Origin of the sequence: Hymenobacter nitidus (assembly GCF_020447315.1) — a bacterium.
In the GTDB taxonomy this organism is placed as follows: Bacteria; Bacteroidota; Bacteroidia; order Cytophagales; family Hymenobacteraceae; genus Hymenobacter; species Hymenobacter nitidus.
Window position 1 is genome coordinate 502,611 of the sequence record NZ_JAJADQ010000004.1, and the last position, 17,238, is coordinate 519,848.

General features: G+C 62.2%; 11 protein-coding genes. 4 read left to right on the forward strand and 7 right to left on the reverse strand.

Going from position 1 to position 17,238, the window contains the following annotated elements; all coding sequences use genetic code 11:
* Nucleotides 1-13: 13 nt before the first annotated feature.
* The 4 genes from rfbC (at nt 14) to LGH70_RS10525 (ending at nt 6,192) form a co-directional block, all read left to right on the forward strand.
* On the forward strand, nt 14-577 hold the full coding sequence (rfbC, locus tag LGH70_RS10510) for a dTDP-4-dehydrorhamnose 3,5-epimerase (RefSeq protein ID WP_226185254.1): 564 nt from the start codon (nt 14-16) through the stop codon (nt 575-577).
* A gap of 49 nt (nt 578-626) precedes the next feature.
* Nucleotides 627-1,967, forward strand: coding sequence for an NAD(P)H-dependent oxidoreductase (locus tag LGH70_RS10515; RefSeq protein ID WP_226185256.1), 1,341 nt, complete (start codon nt 627-629; stop codon nt 1,965-1,967).
* 45 nt (nt 1,968-2,012) lie between these two features.
* Nucleotides 2,013-3,242, forward strand: coding sequence for an ATP-grasp domain-containing protein (locus tag LGH70_RS10520; protein WP_226185258.1), 1,230 nt, complete (start codon nt 2,013-2,015; stop codon nt 3,240-3,242).
* A gap of 370 nt (nt 3,243-3,612) precedes the next feature.
* Nucleotides 3,613-6,192, forward strand: a complete 2,580-nt coding sequence (locus LGH70_RS10525; RefSeq protein ID WP_226185260.1) for an InlB B-repeat-containing protein — start codon at nt 3,613-3,615, stop codon at nt 6,190-6,192.
* Between the two features lie 312 nt (nt 6,193-6,504).
* On the opposite strand, the gene LGH70_RS10530 is transcribed toward LGH70_RS10525, so the two are convergent.
* The 7 genes from LGH70_RS10530 to LGH70_RS10560 all read right to left on the reverse strand — a co-directional run.
* Entirely contained in the window at nt 6,505-8,217 is a 1,713-nt protein-coding gene (locus LGH70_RS10530) for a T9SS type A sorting domain-containing protein (RefSeq protein WP_226185263.1), read from the reverse strand.
* A gap of 497 nt (nt 8,218-8,714) precedes the next feature.
* Complete coding sequence (locus LGH70_RS10535) at nt 8,715-9,740, reverse strand: glycosyltransferase family 2 protein (RefSeq protein WP_226185265.1); 1,026 nt, start codon at nt 9,738-9,740, stop codon at nt 8,715-8,717.
* A 60-nt stretch (nt 9,741-9,800) separates the two neighbouring features.
* Nucleotides 9,801-11,042, reverse strand: a complete 1,242-nt coding sequence (locus LGH70_RS10540) for a glycosyltransferase family 61 protein (protein WP_226185267.1) — start codon at nt 11,040-11,042, stop codon at nt 9,801-9,803.
* A gap of 28 nt (nt 11,043-11,070) precedes the next feature.
* Complete coding sequence (locus LGH70_RS10545; protein ID WP_226185269.1) at nt 11,071-12,342, reverse strand: glycosyltransferase family 61 protein; 1,272 nt, start codon at nt 12,340-12,342, stop codon at nt 11,071-11,073.
* Nucleotides 12,343-12,383: 41 nt separating this feature from the next.
* Nucleotides 12,384-13,346 (reverse strand): GDP-L-fucose synthase family protein, encoded by a 963-nt coding sequence (locus LGH70_RS10550; protein ID WP_226185271.1) that lies wholly within the window; start codon nt 13,344-13,346, stop codon nt 12,384-12,386.
* A gap of 155 nt (nt 13,347-13,501) precedes the next feature.
* Nucleotides 13,502-14,617, reverse strand: a complete 1,116-nt coding sequence (gene gmd / locus LGH70_RS10555; RefSeq protein ID WP_226185273.1) for a GDP-mannose 4,6-dehydratase — start codon at nt 14,615-14,617, stop codon at nt 13,502-13,504.
* A 305-nt stretch (nt 14,618-14,922) separates the two neighbouring features.
* A partial coding sequence (locus LGH70_RS10560; protein WP_226185275.1) for an Ig-like domain-containing protein occupies nt 14,923-17,238 on the reverse strand: 2,316 nt, incomplete at its 5' end.

The following is a 17,238-nucleotide window of genomic DNA, read 5'->3' on the forward strand; positions in this document are numbered from 1 at the left end:
CACGCTGAATCCTATGATTTTCACCGAGACCGAACTGCCAGGTGCCTTTATTATTGATGTGGACCGCATGGCCGATGAGCGGGGCTTTTTTGCCCGCTCCTGGTGCGAAGACGAGTTTGCCGCCCACGGTATTCTGATGCCGCCGCTGCAGGCCAACGTATCGTCGAACCCCAAGCGCGGCACCCTGCGGGGCATGCACTACCAGCTGGCGCCCTACGAAGAAACCAAGCTGGTGCGCTGCACCCGCGGCGCCATCTACGACGTGATTGTGGACCTGCGCGAAGAGTCGCCTACCTACGGGCAGTGGCTGGGCGTGGAGCTGACGGCCGACAGCTTCCGCATGCTGTTTGTGCCGGCGCGCTTTGCCCACGGCTTTGTTACGCTGACCGATAACACGGACGTGTGCTACCAGGTGTCGGCCAAGTACGCCCCGGGCTCGGAGCGGGGGCTGCGCTGGAACGACCCGTCCATCAATATCCAGTGGCCCCTGGAGCCGGTGCTCGTCTCGGAGAAAGACCAGAATCACCCCGATTACCACCTGCTGGTGCCCTCCTCCGAAGGCCAGCTCAGCGAATAAACCACTGCGGCCAATCCTGCTTTTCCTCTCATCCGCATTCTGACCTGCTATGCTTATCATCGATACTGCTCTGGCTCAACGACAACGCCTCGGCCAACCCATTCGGGTGGCGATGGTAGGAGCCGGTTTTATGGGCCGCGGCGTCGCGCTCCAGATTTGCCGCTACGTGCCCGGCATGGAGCTGGTCGCCATTGCCAACCGCACTTTGTCGCAGGCCCGCCGGGCCTACGAGGAGGCCGGGGAGCACGGCGCCCGCGAAGTCGGCACCGTATCGGCCCTCGAAGCCTGCATTCAGCTGGGCCAGCCCGCCATTACCGACGACGCGCTGCTGCTGAGCCGGGCCGAGGGTATTGATGCCATTATTGAGGTAACCGGCGCCGTGGAGCACGGGGCGCACGTGGTACTCGAAGCCATCCGGCACGGCAAGCACATCGTGCTGCTCAATGCCGAGCTCGACGGTACGGTGGGCGCTATTCTGAAAGTGTACGCCGACCGCGCCGGGGTGGTATATACCGTTTCGGACGGCGACCAGCCGGGCGTGACGCTCAATCTGGCCCGCTTCGTGAAGGGCCTGGGCGTGAAGCCGGTGCTCTGCGGCAACATCAAAGGCCTGCACGACCCCTACCGCAACCCGACTACCCAGGAGGGCTTTGCCCGGCAGTGGGGCCAGAATCCGAGCATGGTAACCAGCTTCGCCGACGGCAGCAAAATCAGCTTCGAGCAGGCCGTTATTGCCAACGCCTTGGGCATGGAAGTGGCGCAACGGGGCATGCTGGGCCCTACGGTGGCGCCCGGCACGCCCATCAGCAAGGCCGCCGAATGGTATCCGCAGGAGCGCCTGCTCAGCGGTGGCCCTGGTATCGTGGACTACGTGGTGGGGGCCGAGCCGGGTCCCGGCGTCTTTATCCTGGGCACCCACGACGACCCCATTCAGCAGCACTACCTCAAGCTTTATAAGCTGGGGCCAGGGCCGCTCTACTGCTTCTACACGCCCTACCACCTCTGCCACTTCGAAACGCCAACCTCGGTGGCCCGGGCCGTGCTGTTTCAGGATGCGGCGCTGGCGCCCCAAGGCGCGCCCTGCGTGGAGGTCGTGACGACGGCCAAAATTGCGCTGCGGGCCGGCGAAACCCTCGACGGTATCGGGCACTACATGACCTACGGGCTGGCCGAAAATGCCGGGGCCGCCCGCGCCGAAAACCTGCTTCCGTTGGGCGTGGCCGAAGGCTGCGTGCTGCGCCGCGACGTGCCCAAAGACCAAGTGCTGACCTACGACGACGTCATTCTGCCCGAAGACCGCCTGATTGACCAGTTGCGCCGCGAGCAGGAGGCCCACTTCGGGCCCGCCCACGCTCCGAAGCCAACCCCCGAGTTGGCGGCCACCGATTAATCCCCGGTCCCCTGCCCAGTATCCCACCTACTGCACCACCGTCACATGAACTCTCAACAGCTTAATCTGTTGGAATATACGGGAGCTAACCGGCATATTCCACTCATTCTCACGCCCAGGCCCCACGTAACACCCACCCCGGTTGCCCCGGAAACCACGCCGCCGCTACCCCGGCGCGAAGGCGACGCCTGGACGGTGCTGGTACTGGAAAGCAACTACCGCCTGACCGGCGCCATGCTGTTCTGTCTGAGCCGGCAGAAGGGCATCCGGGTACACCTGCTCTCCCGGGATGCGGCCAGTCCCTACCGGTTTTCGCACTACATCCACGACTGGCATTACTTGGCGCCCGAAAAGTCGGATGCGGAGCTGCTGGCCTACACCCGGCAGGTCGCCCAGACGACGAAAGCCGACGTGTTTCTGCCCATCGATGTGGCCGGAATGCGCTTTGCTATTGCCTACCAGCAGGTGCTAGCTACGTTTGTGCGGCTGCTACCCCTGCCCGAGGCGGAGGCCTACGAAATTGCCACCGACAAAAGCAGGCTGGGCGGCTTTATGCAGCAGCACCGTATTCCGGCCCCCGATACCATCCTGAACGTGCGGCACAACTTGGAAACCCAGCTCAAACACTTTCGGTTTCCGGTGCTGCTCAAGCCCGTCGATGGTATTGGGGGAGGAGGTATCGAGCTGTTTCAGGACCGCCCCACGCTGCTGCAGGCGGTAGCCAGACTGCCCGAAGGCAGCAACTACATCATTCAAAATTGCATCGAAGGCTACGACATCGACTGCAACGTGCTCTACCGCAACGGCAAGCTGGTAGCCTATTCCATTCAGAAGGGAATTCTGCCGGCGGCCTCGGCTTATGCACCCACCGAGGCCATCGAGTTTGTGCGCAACGAAGCAGTGCTGGCCGTAGCGCACCAGGTGATGAAGGCGCTGCGCTGGAATGGGGTAGCCCACTTGGATCTGCGCTACGATGCCCGCACCCGGCAAGTGAAGGTCATTGAAATCAATACCCGCTTCTGGCTGACCGTCGTCGGCTCGGCCGTGCGGGCCCAGGTGAACTTCCCCGTGCTGGCCTGCCGCGCCGCCCTGGGCCAGAACCTGCCCCCCGCCTCCTTTGCCCTGGGGCGCTACATTCCCTTCGCCAACTTTGTGCGCTACAAGCTCTGGGGCCGCAGCACCAACAAAGTGCCCTTTACCCTACGCGACACAACGGCGCTTAGCATGCTCGGCGACCCGCTGCCCAAACTATACCGGTTCCTTAAATCCCTATAATCAGCTGTTTATCGACGTGTATTCCGGCCAGCTCACTCTGGAGCCCACCGAGTCAGCTGGCCTTTACGTGTGGTACGCAGGCCTTCAATGGATGGGAATAGAATGCTCCTGATCAGAACAGAAAGGAATAGAATCGACTACTGTTTAGAAAAATAATTATTTTAATTAAAGAAATAATTACATAAATTAGAGCTTTACCGTATAGCGCACTATCGGTAGAAACCACAGATTGAAGTTGACCAGAAGTAGCTGCCTTGTAAGGCGCACGGACTGGTTGTGGCCCTGAGTTTCCGGCTCTTCGCTTCGCTGCCCAGGTCTAGTAGCCGGTTGCGGGCCTGCATGTTGTACCCACCACTTTTGTTCTACGCCTATGCATCCTATTGCGTACCCACCCCGTTTTTTTTCGGCCCGTTCAGCACCCTGGCAGTGGCTGATTCTGCTCGGATTGTTTGCCCTGATACCCCGGTTCAGCCTTGCTCAGGTCCGGATTATGCCCTTCGGAGCCTCCACCACGCAAGGCAGTGAAACTCAGAACTCCTACCGGCGAGCCCTGTGGCACAAGCTGGAGGCGGGCGGCTACAGCGTCGACTTCGTGGGTTCGTTGCGCACCAATTACGGCGGGCCGCCACCAATTCCTGACTTTGACTTCGACCACGAAGGCCACTGGGGCCTGCGCGCCGACGAGCTGATGGCGGGGTCCCGGGCTTGGGCCGCCGCCAGCCGCCCCGATGTGGTACTGATACACGCGGGCTCCAACGACGCCTTCCAGAATCAGAATGTGGTGGATATCCGCAACGAGCTGGGCCAGATTATTGACGAGCTGCGCCTGGGCCAGCCCACCGTGAAGGTGATTCTGGCCCAGCTTCTCCCCACCTCGCTCAGCCCCGGCAACAGCAACATCACCGAGCTCAATGCCCTGCTGCCGGGCCTGGCCCAGCAGAAAAGTACCTCGCAGTCGCCAGTCGTTATTGTCGATCAGAACACGGGCTTCAACCCCGGCACCGATATGTACGACGGCGTGCACCTAAACGATGGGGGAGAAGAAAAAATGGCGGCCCGCTGGTATGCGGCCCTGCAAAGCTTGCTGGGCCCGCCGCCACCGCCCGTGTATGCCCTGACCGTGGCCACCACCGGAAGCGGCACGGTGGCCAGAAGTCCGGAGCTGACCAGCTACCCCAGCGGCGGCAACGTGACCCTGACGGCCACGCCCGCCGCGGGCTACCTGTTTCTGGGCTGGAGCGGCGACGCCGGCGGCACAGCCAATCCGCTCACCATCACGATGAACAGCGCGAAGAGCATCACTGCCAACTTTGCCTCGGCCATGATCAGCAGCTTCACGCTGGTAAATGCCGATACCGACCAGGATATTCAGACCCTGACCAACGGGGCCACCCTCAACCTGACCTCCCTGCCTACGCGCAACCTGAACGTTCGGGTCAATACTAACCCCAGCACCGTGGGCAGCGTGCGGCTGCGGCTCGATGGCGCCGAACAACACGGGCAAACCGAGTCGGTGGCGCCCTACGCCTTATTTTCCGACGCGGGCGGCAACTACAACTCCTGGACGCCGATAGTGGGCACCTACCGCCTCGAAGCCACGGCCTACAGCGAAGCGGGCGGCAATGGCGCGGCCTCGGCCCCACTGGCCGTTAACTTCACGGTCATCGACCAGGTCAGCACCGATATCTACTCGCTCACGGTCAGTACCACCGGGCAGGGAACGGTCAGCAAAAGCCCGGAAAAGCCGGCATACGCCCAGAACGAAAGCGTCGTGCTGACGGCCACGCCCGCCTCGGGCTACCTGTTTCTGGGCTGGAGCGGCGACGCCGGCGGCACGGCCAATCCATTGGCGCTGACCATGACGGGCAACAAAGCCGTGACGGCCACCTTCGCGCCCGCCCCAACCGATGAGCCCGGCGCGGCCAGCTTCACGCTGGTTAATGCCACGACCGACCGGGATATTCAGACCCTGACCAACGGCTCGACCCTGAATCTGGCGCTGCTGCCCACCCGCAACTTGAACATCCGGGCTAATTATGACCCCGCCGCCGTGGGCCGGGTCGTGTTCGAGCTGAGCGGGGCCCAAATGCATAGCAGCACGGAGAGCGTGGCGCCCTTCGCGCTGTTCAGCGACGCGCAGGGGGACTATTTCGGCTGGGTTCCGGCCGTCGGCAGCTATATCCTGACGGCCACACCCTACGCGGCAACTAGCAACGGCACGGTGGGCGCCGCCGGCCCGCCGCTCACGCTCCGGTTCAGCGTGGTGAATACGGCCCCCATCACCGTCGCCGGCTTCACGCTCGTCGATGCCGATACGGACAAGGATATTCAGGTGCTGACGCCGGGCCTGACCGTCAATTTCATTTCCCTGCCCACGCGCAACCTGAACATCCGGGCCAATACCATTCCGGCCACGGTGGGCAGCGTGGTGTTTACGCTAAACGGCAAGCAGCTGCACCAGCAAACCGAATCGGTGGCGCCCTACGCCCTGTTCAGCGACAGTAACAGCGACTACAACGCCTGGGCGCCGTCGGTAGGCACGTATTCTCTGACGGCTACGCCCTACGAGCAGGCCGGGGGCAGCGGCCCCGCCGGCCAGGCCCTGACCATCAGCTTCATCCTGATAGACCAGGCCGAGGCCCGGCCAGCCGGCGGCGGCAAAGAAACCGGGTTGGGTATTGCCGCGCCCCAGGCTGTGCGGGCGCATCCCAACCCTTCCGAAGACGGCCGCTATGTTCTGGACGTGCCCCGGCAGCAAACCCCCGAACCCATCAGCTACACCCTGCTTTCGGCGCTGGGTGCCACGGTGGCAACCGGCCAAGTAACGGGCAGCGCGCCGTCGGGTGAGTTTCACCTGGATTTTTCCCGGTATATGCCCGCTGCCGGTATCTACTACCTGCTGCTGGAAAGCCCGCACTTTACTTCCCGCGTGAAGCTGATACGCCGCTAGGCGCTTACGCTAGCCACGCCGTTCTGCTCCACCATCCGGACCCTGTAGGGCCGGGCGGTGGAGCATTTTCGTGAGCCATAATCAGCCGCCGGACTAAAGCGCCCGGGAGTTGATTGGGATGATAATAGCTTGAATGCCAGATAGGCAAACGAACAGTTCGTCGCCGGAAGCTAGGCGTGGTCAGGGTACGCAAGCCGGTTACCAGGAGAAAGGAAGGCCACCGGTTGGGCCGCTACGCGTAAGCAACAGGGCCGGCCCTCACGGATATGAGAGCCGGCCCTGTGCAGTAGCCGTAGCTGGATAGATAATGAATCAGGGTAGAATAAAACGGTTGGTGAACGTGCCTTCAGCAGATGTGTAGCGCAGCAGATAGAGGCCGGCGGGCAACCCCTGCGTGGAGATGGAGCCGGCACTGATGGTTCCGGTAGACTGGTACGGCACGCGCTGGCCCTGCATGGTAAATAGCTCCAGTAGCCCGGCGGCGGCATTTTCACTGCTAATTTCATAGTATACCCGGCCATCTGTCACGGTGGTGGGGTAAAGCTGCAGGCGCTGGCCGTTGGTTGTGGGCGAGAGAGTGCGCACGGGAGAAAAATGAGTGGTGCCGTCGGTATCTATCTGGCGCAGGCGGTAGTAGAGCACCACGCTGCCGGCCGGAAGCTGCTTATCCAGGTAGGTGTAGTGGTGCGTGGTGCTGGTGCTGCCCTGGCCAGCCACCGTGGCGAGCTGGGAAAATGTCTTGCCGTCGGTACTGCGCTCCACTACAAACTCGCGGTTGAATTCCTCAGAAGCAGTAGTCCAGCGCAGCAGCACCCCGGCGCTTTGGGCCTGGGTGGTAAAGGAGGTGAGCTTGACGGGCAGCGGGTTGGCTTGGTCGATAACCCGGAAGCTGATGGCCAGCCCTTCGCCGGCGGCCCCGACCCCATTGGCCGCTGGAAACGGCGTAGCCGTGATGGTATACGAGCCCACTGCGGGGTTCCACACGTTGTAGTTGCCCTGCATGTCGCCGAACATGGCGTAGGGCAGCACGCTCTCCGTAATGCCGGCGCTTTGCTGCCCACTCATGGCAAACACGACGCTGCCCACGGCGGCCGGGGCCGTATTGGCCCGGATGTTCAGGTTGCGCGTGGGCAGCCCATACAAGTTGAGCACCGCGCCGGCCGTCAGGGTTTGAATATCCTGGTCGGTATCGGCATTTACCAGCGTGAAGCTGGTGACGGTGCCGGAAGGATCGATGACGCTGAAGTTGATGGTCAGCGCCGCGCCGTTGTCGCCGGTACCGTTGGCGCCCACGTACGGGGTTGCCGTCAGGGCGTACGTTCCCGGCGTCGGCGTCCAGGCATTGTAGTTGCCCGTGTCATCCGAAAACAAGGCGTAGGGGGCCGTATTCTCCGTTACATTCTGGGTTTGAGCCCCGCTGAGGGCAAAGACTACGCTACGCACCGGCGACGAATTCACATTGGCCCGGACATTCAGGTTGCGGGTCGGTAGGGTGCTTAGGTTCAGCGCAGTGCCCGTGGTCAGGGTTTGAATGTCCTGGTCGGTGTCAGCATTCACCAGCGTGAAGCTGGTGACATTGGCGGGCGGATCCAGGACGCTAAAGCTTAGGGTGAGGGGCGTGCCGGCCGTGCCCCCGCCGCCCGCCTCGGAGTAGGCAGTGGCCGTGAGCGTGTAGCTGCCGGCCGCGGGAGTCCAGTTGAAATAATCCCCCTGAAAGTCGCTGAACAGCGCGTAGGGCGCCACGCTCTCCGTAATGCTCTGCGTTTGGGTCCCACTCAGCTCAAATACTACGCTGCCGGCTACGGCCGGGTCGGTGGTAGCCCGAATATTCAGGTTGCGGGTCGGTAGCAGTGCCAGATTCAGCGTAGCCCCATCCGTTAAGGTCAGAATATCCTGGTCGGTGTCGGCATTCACCAGGATGTAGCTGACTACGGCCGGATCAGCCAGGAGAGTGGCAGAAATGGGAGCAACCGCGCCTGCGGGCAGCCCGGCAGGCGCGGCACACAGGGCCGGGCCCCCGAGCATTGTACCGACAAAGAGTGCCGCCACCCAGAAGGCCTTTAATGGTAAGCCACAAGAAAAGAGAGAAAGATCTTTCATAGGTGAGCCTTTTAAAGTCCAATGATATAGTCCCCTCACTAAAGCTACTTGATTTATGATTAATAGCAAATTTTAAATTTAAAATTGTACTAATATATTTTTTGAAGGAAATTTATATAGTAAAAAAATTATATTATGTAATTATCTCATACCTGACTGGCGCCTTGCTAATTTTTCGCCTAAACAGAGTAGTGAAAGGATTTAGCTTTAAATGCAATTACAGACCAAGGTAGATTTTGGACCCTGCTATTACCTGTTGCATCAGCAGATGGGAAGCCACCAACTGGCTTAGCTACAACCCAGAAGAATAGCTTACGGACTACTAACTACTACAGGTTAGGCGCCAAAACGCCGCCGCGCCCCGGCCGCTCTGGGCAAGTGCCAAAGCAGCCGGGGCGCGGCGCGAAACGGTCAGGGAAAACTTACACTAGGTCAGCCCTCATTTGCCGGGCTGCCGGGTCGGGGGGTGGGGTAGCGGGCAATGGCAGGCGGAAACCCCGCTGCTCCCGCTCCCGAATACGGCTCTGAATCAGGTGGCGGGCCTGCTGAATGCTGCCCCACTGCTGCCATACGTAGCGGTAGGCCCGCAGCGAAGGGCGCTCCAGCAGCAGGCAGTACAGCAAAATGCCGAGCTGCCGGGGCAAAGCCCGCAGCCAGATACCGGGCAGCTCCCGTCGCGGTGGGTTCTTGAGCAGCAGCAGCCACTGGTTTTTCACCGCATCGGCTTTGATGTTGCCGCTCAGGCGCAGGCGCACCCGTAGGTCGGCGGGCCGGAACTCGCGGGGGTGCAGGGCCCGGCAGGCTGGGTCGAACACTGTGAGCCAGCCAAATAGCCGCCCGCGCCAGGCAATGTCCCAGTCTTCCTTGTGGGCAAAAAAACGCTCGTCAAAAAACTGCCCTTCCACCCGCAAATCGTCGATGAAAGCCCGGCGGTAGAGCGGCAGGGCCCCATCGGCCCCATCGACGGGGCCCGCGGTGAGGGGCGTGTCCTGCAGAAACTGAGCGTGGTGCCGCAGCCGGAAGCGCCCGTCGGGCAGGGCCTCCATGCCGGTGCTGTCGATGCGCGGATTCTCGTCCTGACTTTGCAGCAGCAGCCCGCACACCGTGCCGATGCGCTTATCGGTATGTAGGCGGGCCATGGCGCAGGCCAGGTAGTCGGGCTGCATCTCAATGTCGGGGTTTACCAGCAGCACGGCTTCCGAGTGGGTGCGGTCCAGGGCGTAGTTGTGGCCGCCGCAGAAGCCAGTGTTGCGCGGCAGGCTGTGGAGCTGCACGCGGGCATCGGTAGCGGCAATGGCGGCTACGCGGGTCCGGGTATCGTCGGCCGAGGCATTATCTACCACCCACACCTCAAAGTCGGTATACGTTTGGGCCAGCACCGAGGCCAGGCAGGCCTCGATTACAGCAGCACTGTTCCAGGTAACGATAGAAAGCAGAACGGAAGCCATGAGAAGAAAGCTGGATACGGGCGGGGAAAAATGGAACGGCAACGCTGGCAACAACCGCCGCTAGGCCTCGGTGGGCTGCAGCGAGGCCGGCGCCAGCGCGTGCTGCAGCGCCTGGCGCAGGGCCGTCAGGTCTACCGTCAGGTCGTCCTGCCGGTCGGCGGTGGCTTTCTGGGCCGAGGCGTCGTCGCGGGAACTGATGAGCGGGTAGTGGGGCATCTGCAGGCGAGAGGTCAGCTCCAGGTAGTCGCCCACAACCAGGTTGCGGGGTAGAAACTCGATGAGGGGCGTGCCGGGCGCGCAAAACAGGATGTTGATCAGCCCGGCGCCTACGGGCCCCACCACCAGGCGGGCCCCGGAAAACAAGGCCGCTTTTTCGCGCAAACTCAGCTCGCTCAGGGCGTAGCTCTCAAAGCCGTAGGCGGCCAGCAGGGCTTCCACTTCGGCCTCGTTGCGCACCCGCCGAAACGCGGCATCGCGCCGGCTTACGTACACAAACGGGCTGAAGCGGCGCCCGGCCGAAACTGCGGCGGCAGCCGGCAGGTAGGCCTGCTTCATAAACTCACTGGCCCAGACCGGCGAGTGGTGTCCGCCCCCGCGTACCGGTGAGGTGACGACCAGGTGCTCGGCCCAGATATGCGCGTTGGGCTGCACGTCGATAATCTGCTCGTCGCGGATGCCCAGCTCCAATAGCGTTTCCACGGCAAAGCGGTGGCGGCGGTCATAAATCAGGAAGTAATCGATAGTGTCCCAGAGCCCAGCTTCCTGCACCAGGTGCAGACGGGGCAGCGAGTCGAGCAGCCAGTGGTAGTAGTTGCCGATGGCCGCCCCGCCCCCCGACAGCAGGCTGCATACGGTGCCCTGCACGCGGCGCGGAGGCTGAAAGTAGCGCTGCCGCAGCACCGGATTGGCCGTGGCGGGCGTCACGGAAAAGCGGCCGGGCAGGTACTGCAGCGAAGCATCGCCCACGAGGTGGTTGTCGGCCGCAATGACGGCCACGCTGCTGCGGTTGTCCACATTGATGCGGCCCCCGGGCAGGGTCAGCACGAAGGCCGCCGGAATCTGCTCCTGGGCGGGCACTTTGTCATAGTAGGAAGGCAGCAGGGCGTTGAAGTCGTCGGAAACCGCGAGGGTAGAGTGGTAGGCCGGATATACTTCGGTGTAGGCGGCGCCACTGCCGGCACGGGCGGCCAGGGCCCGGGCGCTGGCATGCACGCCCACGGGCCGGTAGTGCGCGTTGTAGGGCACCCACTCGCGCAGCACATGGCCAGTGCGGCGCCGCACCCGGGACAGAAGATCTTGCATAGACATCGACAATTGCGGTCAAAAGCGGCTAGTAGGAATAAGAATCGGAATGCACGGGGTGCTGGGCAGGGCTGACCGGTTTGGCGGGGGCCAGGGCCTGCTGCAAGCAGCGGTCCAGCGCGTCCAGATCAACGGTGAGGTCTTCCTGCCACCCATCCCGGCGCGAGTGCAGCTCCCCTTTGGCCGCTTCCGACACCAAAAACTGGTGGGGTAGCCCCAGGCGGTAGCACAGCTCGGGATACTCAATGACGGTGAAGTGCTTGGGAAATAGCTCGATGACTGGCGTGCCGGGTGGCGCAAACAGCAGGTTGGTGAGGCCTGCGCCGGTGGGGGCAATGACCATTTTGGCCCCGGCAAACAAGGCAATCTGCTGAGCCAGCGTGTAGTGCCCCAGCACATGCGTCTCAAACCCATAAGGCCGCAGAAATTCTTCCACCGCTTCCTCATTCAGCACGTGCCGGGCCGGGGCGTCGCGGCGGCTCAGGTAGATGTAGGGGCTGAACGACTCGGGGGCCGCGGCCGGCAGCAATTCCCGCCGCAGAAAAGTGCAGGCCCATTCTGGCGTGTGGGTAGGGCGGCGCACGTGCGAAGTCACCAGCAGGCGGTCGGCCGTCAGGTGCTGGTGGGTGCTTACGTCGAGCAGCTGCTCCCTACGGATGCCCATGGCCAGCAGCGAGTCGACCACGAAGCGCCGGTTGCAGTCATAAATCAGGAAGTAATCAACCGAGTCCCATAGGCCGGCCTCTTTGAGCAGGTGCAGGCGGGGCAGCGAGTCGGTGAGCCAGTGGTAGTAGTTGCCCGAAGCCGCCCCGCCGCCCGAGAGCAGGCTGAAGACCGTGCCGCGCACCACTACCGGCGCGGAAAACCACCGCAGCCGGAAGACGTTGTTGTGCTCGGGCTGCGTCACGTTGGAGTAGCGCGCATCGTACTGGAAGGAAACGTCGCCCACCAGCCGGTTGTCGGCGCTGATGACGGCCACGCTCTGGCTGTTGTCGGCCAGCAGCCGGCCGTGCTCCAGGCAAAGCAGAAAAGCCGCCGACGCGTCTTCCGTCCGGATGGGCTTGGCGTGCAGGCCGCCGTAGTCGCAGGTGTGGGCGTACAGTTCCTCGCTGATGTCCAGGTAGGTGGTTTCCGGGGCGTATAGCTCCACGTAGGTAGCGCCGCTGCGGGGCCGGGCCGCCAAGACTTGGCTGCTGGCGTGCACGCCCACGGGCCGGTAGTGGCCATTGTAGGGCACCACTTCCCGTAGCCGCCGGCTCGCCCAGCGCCGGCCCTTGTGAATAAGTTCAGACGTAGCCATTGAGCCAGAATAGAGTAGAAGGGAGAGGATAGGAGGCCGGGCTAAGCCGACTGTGGCACCAGGGTCAGCCGGGGCGTAGCGGCCCGCCACTCTTCCGAGTCGAGCACCATGCGCAGACCTTCTTCCAGCCGGATGCGGTGGTGCCACCCCAAGGCGTGCAGCTTGCTTACGTCTAGCACCTTACGCATGGTGCCGTCGGGCCGGGAGAAGTCGAACTCGATGGCGCCCGTGAAGCCTACCAGCTCGGCAATCAGCTCGGCCAGCTCCTGAATCGTCAGATCCTGGCCGGGACCGATGTTGACGGGCTCGGGCTCGTTGTAGTGCAGCAGCAGGTGCAGGCAGGCATCGGCCAGGTCATCGACGTGCAGAAACTCGCGGCGCGGCGTGCCCGTGCCCCACACCTGCACCCGGTCGTGGCCGTTGACGACGGCCTCGCTGAACTTGCGCAGCAGCGCCGGCAGCGCGTGCGAGCTGTGCAGGTCGTAGTTATCACCGGGGCCGTAGAGGTTAGCCGGCATCACCGAAATAAAGTTGTCGTTGTATTGGGCCCGGTAGGCCTCGCACATCTTCAGGCCCGCAATTTTGGCTACTGCGTAGGGCTCGTTGGTATACTCCAGCGGGCCGGTCAGCACGTAGTCTTCCCGGATGGGCTGCTGGGCCTGCCGCGGGTAAATGCAGGAGGAACCCAGAAACAGCAGCTTTTTTACGCCGTGCACGTGGCTCTGATGAATGACGTTGGTCTGAATCATCAGGTTTTCGTAGATAAACTCGCCCCGGTACGTATTATTGGCGATGATGCCTCCCACCTTGGCGGCGGCCAGCAGCACGTAATCGGGCTTTTCCTGGGCAAAAAACTGGGCTACGGCCGCCTGATTGCGCAGGTCCAGCTCGGCCGAGGAGCGCGTGATTAGATTCGTATAGCCTGCGCGAGTCAGACGGCGCACCAGCGCCGCACCTACCATGCCCCGATGGCCGGCCACGTAGATTTTGGCATTTTTTTCCATAAACAGAAGGAAGATGATAAAGTGAGACAGCAGGCGGGCAACTCAGCATCAGAGCCTGAGGCCCGACAAAGGCAGCCTGTTGCCAGTAGATGTGTAGCGGAATGATTGAAAAGCCGGCGGGCGGGGAGCAGGGGTAGGAACGGAAGCAGAAGCAACTACTCGTCGTGGTAGCTGAGCACCTGGTGGCCGGCCTCCACGAGCACGGCATCGCGCTGAAACAGGCGCAGGTCGTTCTGCACCATGTCGCTCACCAGGGCGGGCAGGTCGTAGGTGGGGTGCCAGTCGAGCTCGGTCTGGGCCCGCGTGGGGTCGCCGATGAGCAGCTCTACCTCGGTGGGCCGGAAGTAGGCGGGGTCGACGGCCACCACCACTTTGCCGATCGGGAGCTGGAAGTCGGGGTTGTGGCAGGCTACCACGTGGCCCACTTCGGCCACGCCCTCACCGCTGAAAGCCAGCTCGACGCCCAGCTCGGCAAAGGCCAGGCGGACAAACTCGCGCACCCGGGTGGTCACGCCGGTGGCAATGACGTAGTCGCGCGGCTCGTCCTGCTGCAGCATGCGCCACATGGCTTCCACGTAGTCTTTGGCGTGGCCCCAGTCGCGCTTGGCGTCCAGGTTGCCCAGGTACAGCTTTTCCTGGAGGCCCAGGGCAATGCGGGCGGCGGCGCGGGTAATTTTGCGCGTCACGAAGGTTTCGCCCCGGCGCGGCGACTCGTGGTTGAACAGGATGCCGTTGCAGGCGTAGAGGCCGTAGGCTTCCCGGTAATTTACCGTAATCCAGTAGGCGTACAGCTTGGCCACGGCGTAGGGCGAGCGGGGGTAGAAGGGCGTGGATTCGCGCTGGGGCACTTCCTGCACCAGCCCGTACAGCTCGGAGGTGGACGCCTGGTAGATGCGCGTTTTCTTCGACAAGCCCAGAATGCGCACCGCTTCGAGCAGGCGCAGCGTGCCCACGCCGTCCACGTCGGCCGTGTATTCGGGCATGTCGAACGACACCTTCACGTGTGACATAGCACCCAGGTTGTAAATCTCATCGGGCTGCACTTCCTGCACGATGCGGATTAGGTTGGTGGCATCCGACAGGTCGCCGTAATGCAGGCGGAAACGTACGTGCTCCTCGTGCAGGTCCTGGTAGAGATGGTCGATCCGATCCGTGTTGAAAAGCGACGAACGGCGCTTGATGCCGTGAACTTCGTAGCCTTTGGAAAGCAATAGCTCGGCCAGATACGCTCCGTCCTGCCCTGTGATACCGGTAATGAGTGCGCGCTTCATACAAACTGGTGTGAGTAGATTAATTACATTCTTGACGGAAAGCCCTTAGTAGAACTTTATTGTCAAATTATTGTATTAAAATTGACAATAGCAACAGTTGAGTTGAAAATACTTTACCTATTTAAATAATTAATTGAATAAACCTTAGTTTGCGTACCTATAGTAATAGGAGTGGCCTGAACAGGGAAAGCGGCGGCGCTTCTGCGCCGGCGCTAGCCTACAACGCAACGCAGGCCTGCCCCCTCGCGGGAACAGGCCTGTGGTTGAAGGTTAAGCGGCGCGCCGCTTATACCGGTACTAGGTGATTAGGAAAGCTGGGGCTGCACTGCCTGCGCGCCGTCCGAGTATCGGGGCTCCAGGCCAGCAGATGGCTGCTGCACGGCTACCTGCTTGGCAGCTGCCACTTTCGTAGCTGCTACGGCCGGGGTCAGAGCTGCCGCGCTGCGCTGGCTGAGTGGAGCTACCAGCGTAGCTGCCGCCTGCGAAACCATGGCGGCCGAAGCCAGGCCCTGTACTGCCGAGGCAGACTGGGCCGATACGCTGGCCGTTGACTTCAGGGTAGCCGAGGTGGAAGTGGGCAGGGTGAAGGCCGTACCCGTGTTTTTCTTCCATACTTCTACGCCCGAGATGTTAGCCCAGCCACCGCTGGTAGTTACGCTGATGGTGCCGTTGGTGACGTTGGCGGCATATGGGCCGAGCTTCTTCCAGGTACCGGCCGAGCCGCTGTTGTAGTTGCTCACGGCCGTGGTGCCATTCACAGCCACGTTGAATACTTCGGCTTTGTCGTCTTCCCAAACGTACACGAACACTTCGTACGAGCCGCTAGGTACCGAGGTCATCTGGAAGCTGAGGTTGGGACCATACACCGACGAGCGAATCATCTGGGCGCGGGCCGCATCCGTGGCGGGCGTTAGCGTCACGTTCTGGTTGGCGAAGGTCGAGCCGCCCACCGAGATGTTGGCCGCGCCGCTGCTAGCCTGCCAGCTGTTGCCGTCGAGGGTCATGGCGCCGCCGTTGATGTTGATAGCGCGGTAGAAGGTGCGCGTCGTCGTCACTACGGGAGCCGTTACGGTCACCGAAGCAGCGGCCGAGGTCGTGGCAGCACCTACGTTGTCGATAGCGCGGGCAGCCAGAGTCAGGGTAGCGGCGGCGGTAGGCGTGTAGCTCAGCGAGTAAGGCGCCGAAGTATCTTCACCGAGCTTGGTAGCACCGCTGTAGAACTCTACTTTGGCAACCGAGCCGTCGGCGTCAGCGGCCGTGGCGTTCAGCGTCAGGGCCGTACCCACGGCAACCGAGTTCGACGATACGCTCAGGGCTACTGTAGGCGCTACGTTGGTTGGGGTAGCCGTGCCCTGCTTCCATACTTCAATGCCCGAGATGTTAGCCCAGCCACCGCTGGTAGTTACGCTGATGGTGCCGTTGGTGACGTTGGCGGCATATGGGCCGAGCTTCTTCCAGGTACCGGCCGAGCCGCTGTTGTAGTTGCTCACGGCCGTGGTGCCATTCACAGCCACGTTGAATACTTCAGCTTTGTCGTCTTCCCAAACGTACGCATACACGTTGTAAGCGCCGCTGGGTACCGAGGTCAGCTGTACGCTGAGGTTAGGGCCATATACCGACGAGCGAATCATCTGGGCACGGGCCGCATCCGTGGCTGGGTTCAGCGTCACGTTCTGGTTGGCGAAGGTAGCACCACTGATCTGGGCGTTAGCCGCGCCGCTGCCGGCTTCAAAGCTGTTGCCGTCAATGCTGGTGGCCGAACCACCGATGTTCAGGGCGCGGTAGAACGTACCGGTAGCAGTACCCGTGCCGCCGGTCGAGCCGGTACCACCCGTGCCGCCACCGGCCGTCACGTTGGTCACCGTTACCGAAGTCACGGCAGTAGAAGTAGCGGCACCCACGTTGTCGGTAGCGCGGGCCGTTAGGCTCAGCGTGGCGGCGGCGGTAGGCGTGTAGCTCAGCGAGTAAGGCGCCGAAGTATCTTCACCAAGCTTGGTAGCACCGCTGTAGAATTCTACTTTGGCAACCGAGCCGTCGGCGTCAGCAGCCGTGGCGTTCAGCGTCAGGGCCGTGCCCACCGTAGCCGTCGAGGCCACGCTCAGGGCTACCGTTGGAGCTACGTTGGTTGGCGTAGGCGTGCTGCTGCCACCAACACCAATCTTGAGGCCGTTCTGGCCTACTTTGCCGAGCCAGCGGGTGTATTCGTCCCGTTCGGTCTGCTGGGTAATGGGGTTGGGCAGGTGCTGGGTGTTGGTCATGATCAGGATGCCGTAGTCACCTTCATCCTGGCGGTTGGCGTAGGGGTTGTTGCGGCCCCAGTGCACGTAGCCGATTACCTGCTTGTCAACTTTGAAGTTGCTGAAGCTGCCCTGGCCGTAGTAGTTGAAGATGGCGCCACCGCAATACGCTGTGGGTAGGCGGGTCGTGCCATCGGGCATAAGGCCAGCCATGATGATGCGGTTGTCGTGGTAGTAGACGTCGTGTCCGCCGGCAATGTTCATGGCCGAGTTGCAGGTGGCCACGAAGTGGTTGTCGTAGGCCTCAATGAAGCCCTGGGTGTTGGTCTGGTCGCCGTCGACAATCATGCCTGTGCCGGTGAACTCGGTGGCCGTGGCCGGGTA

Bases quoted from the DNA above. Each gene is read 5' to 3' on its own strand.
- rfbC (WP_226185254.1), top strand. From the start codon at position 14: ATGATTTTCACCGAGACCGAACTGCCAGGTGCCTTTATTATTGATGTG.
- LGH70_RS10515 (WP_226185256.1), top strand. From the start codon at position 627: ATGCTTATCATCGATACTGCTCTGGCTCAACGACAACGCCTCGGCCAA.
- LGH70_RS10520 (WP_226185258.1), top strand. From the start codon at position 2,013: ATGAACTCTCAACAGCTTAATCTGTTGGAATATACGGGAGCTAACCGG.
- LGH70_RS10525 (WP_226185260.1), top strand. From the start codon at position 3,613: ATGCATCCTATTGCGTACCCACCCCGTTTTTTTTCGGCCCGTTCAGCA.
- LGH70_RS10530 (WP_226185263.1), bottom strand. From the start codon at position 8,217: ATGCTCGGGGGCCCGGCCCTGTGTGCCGCGCCTGCCGGGCTGCCCGCA.
- LGH70_RS10535 (WP_226185265.1), bottom strand. From the start codon at position 9,740: ATGGCTTCCGTTCTGCTTTCTATCGTTACCTGGAACAGTGCTGCTGTA.
- LGH70_RS10540 (WP_226185267.1), bottom strand. From the start codon at position 11,042: ATGCAAGATCTTCTGTCCCGGGTGCGGCGCCGCACTGGCCATGTGCTG.
- LGH70_RS10545 (WP_226185269.1), bottom strand. From the start codon at position 12,342: ATGGCTACGTCTGAACTTATTCACAAGGGCCGGCGCTGGGCGAGCCGG.
- LGH70_RS10550 (WP_226185271.1), bottom strand. From the start codon at position 13,346: ATGGAAAAAAATGCCAAAATCTACGTGGCCGGCCATCGGGGCATGGTA.
- gmd (WP_226185273.1), bottom strand. From the start codon at position 14,617: ATGAAGCGCGCACTCATTACCGGTATCACAGGGCAGGACGGAGCGTAT.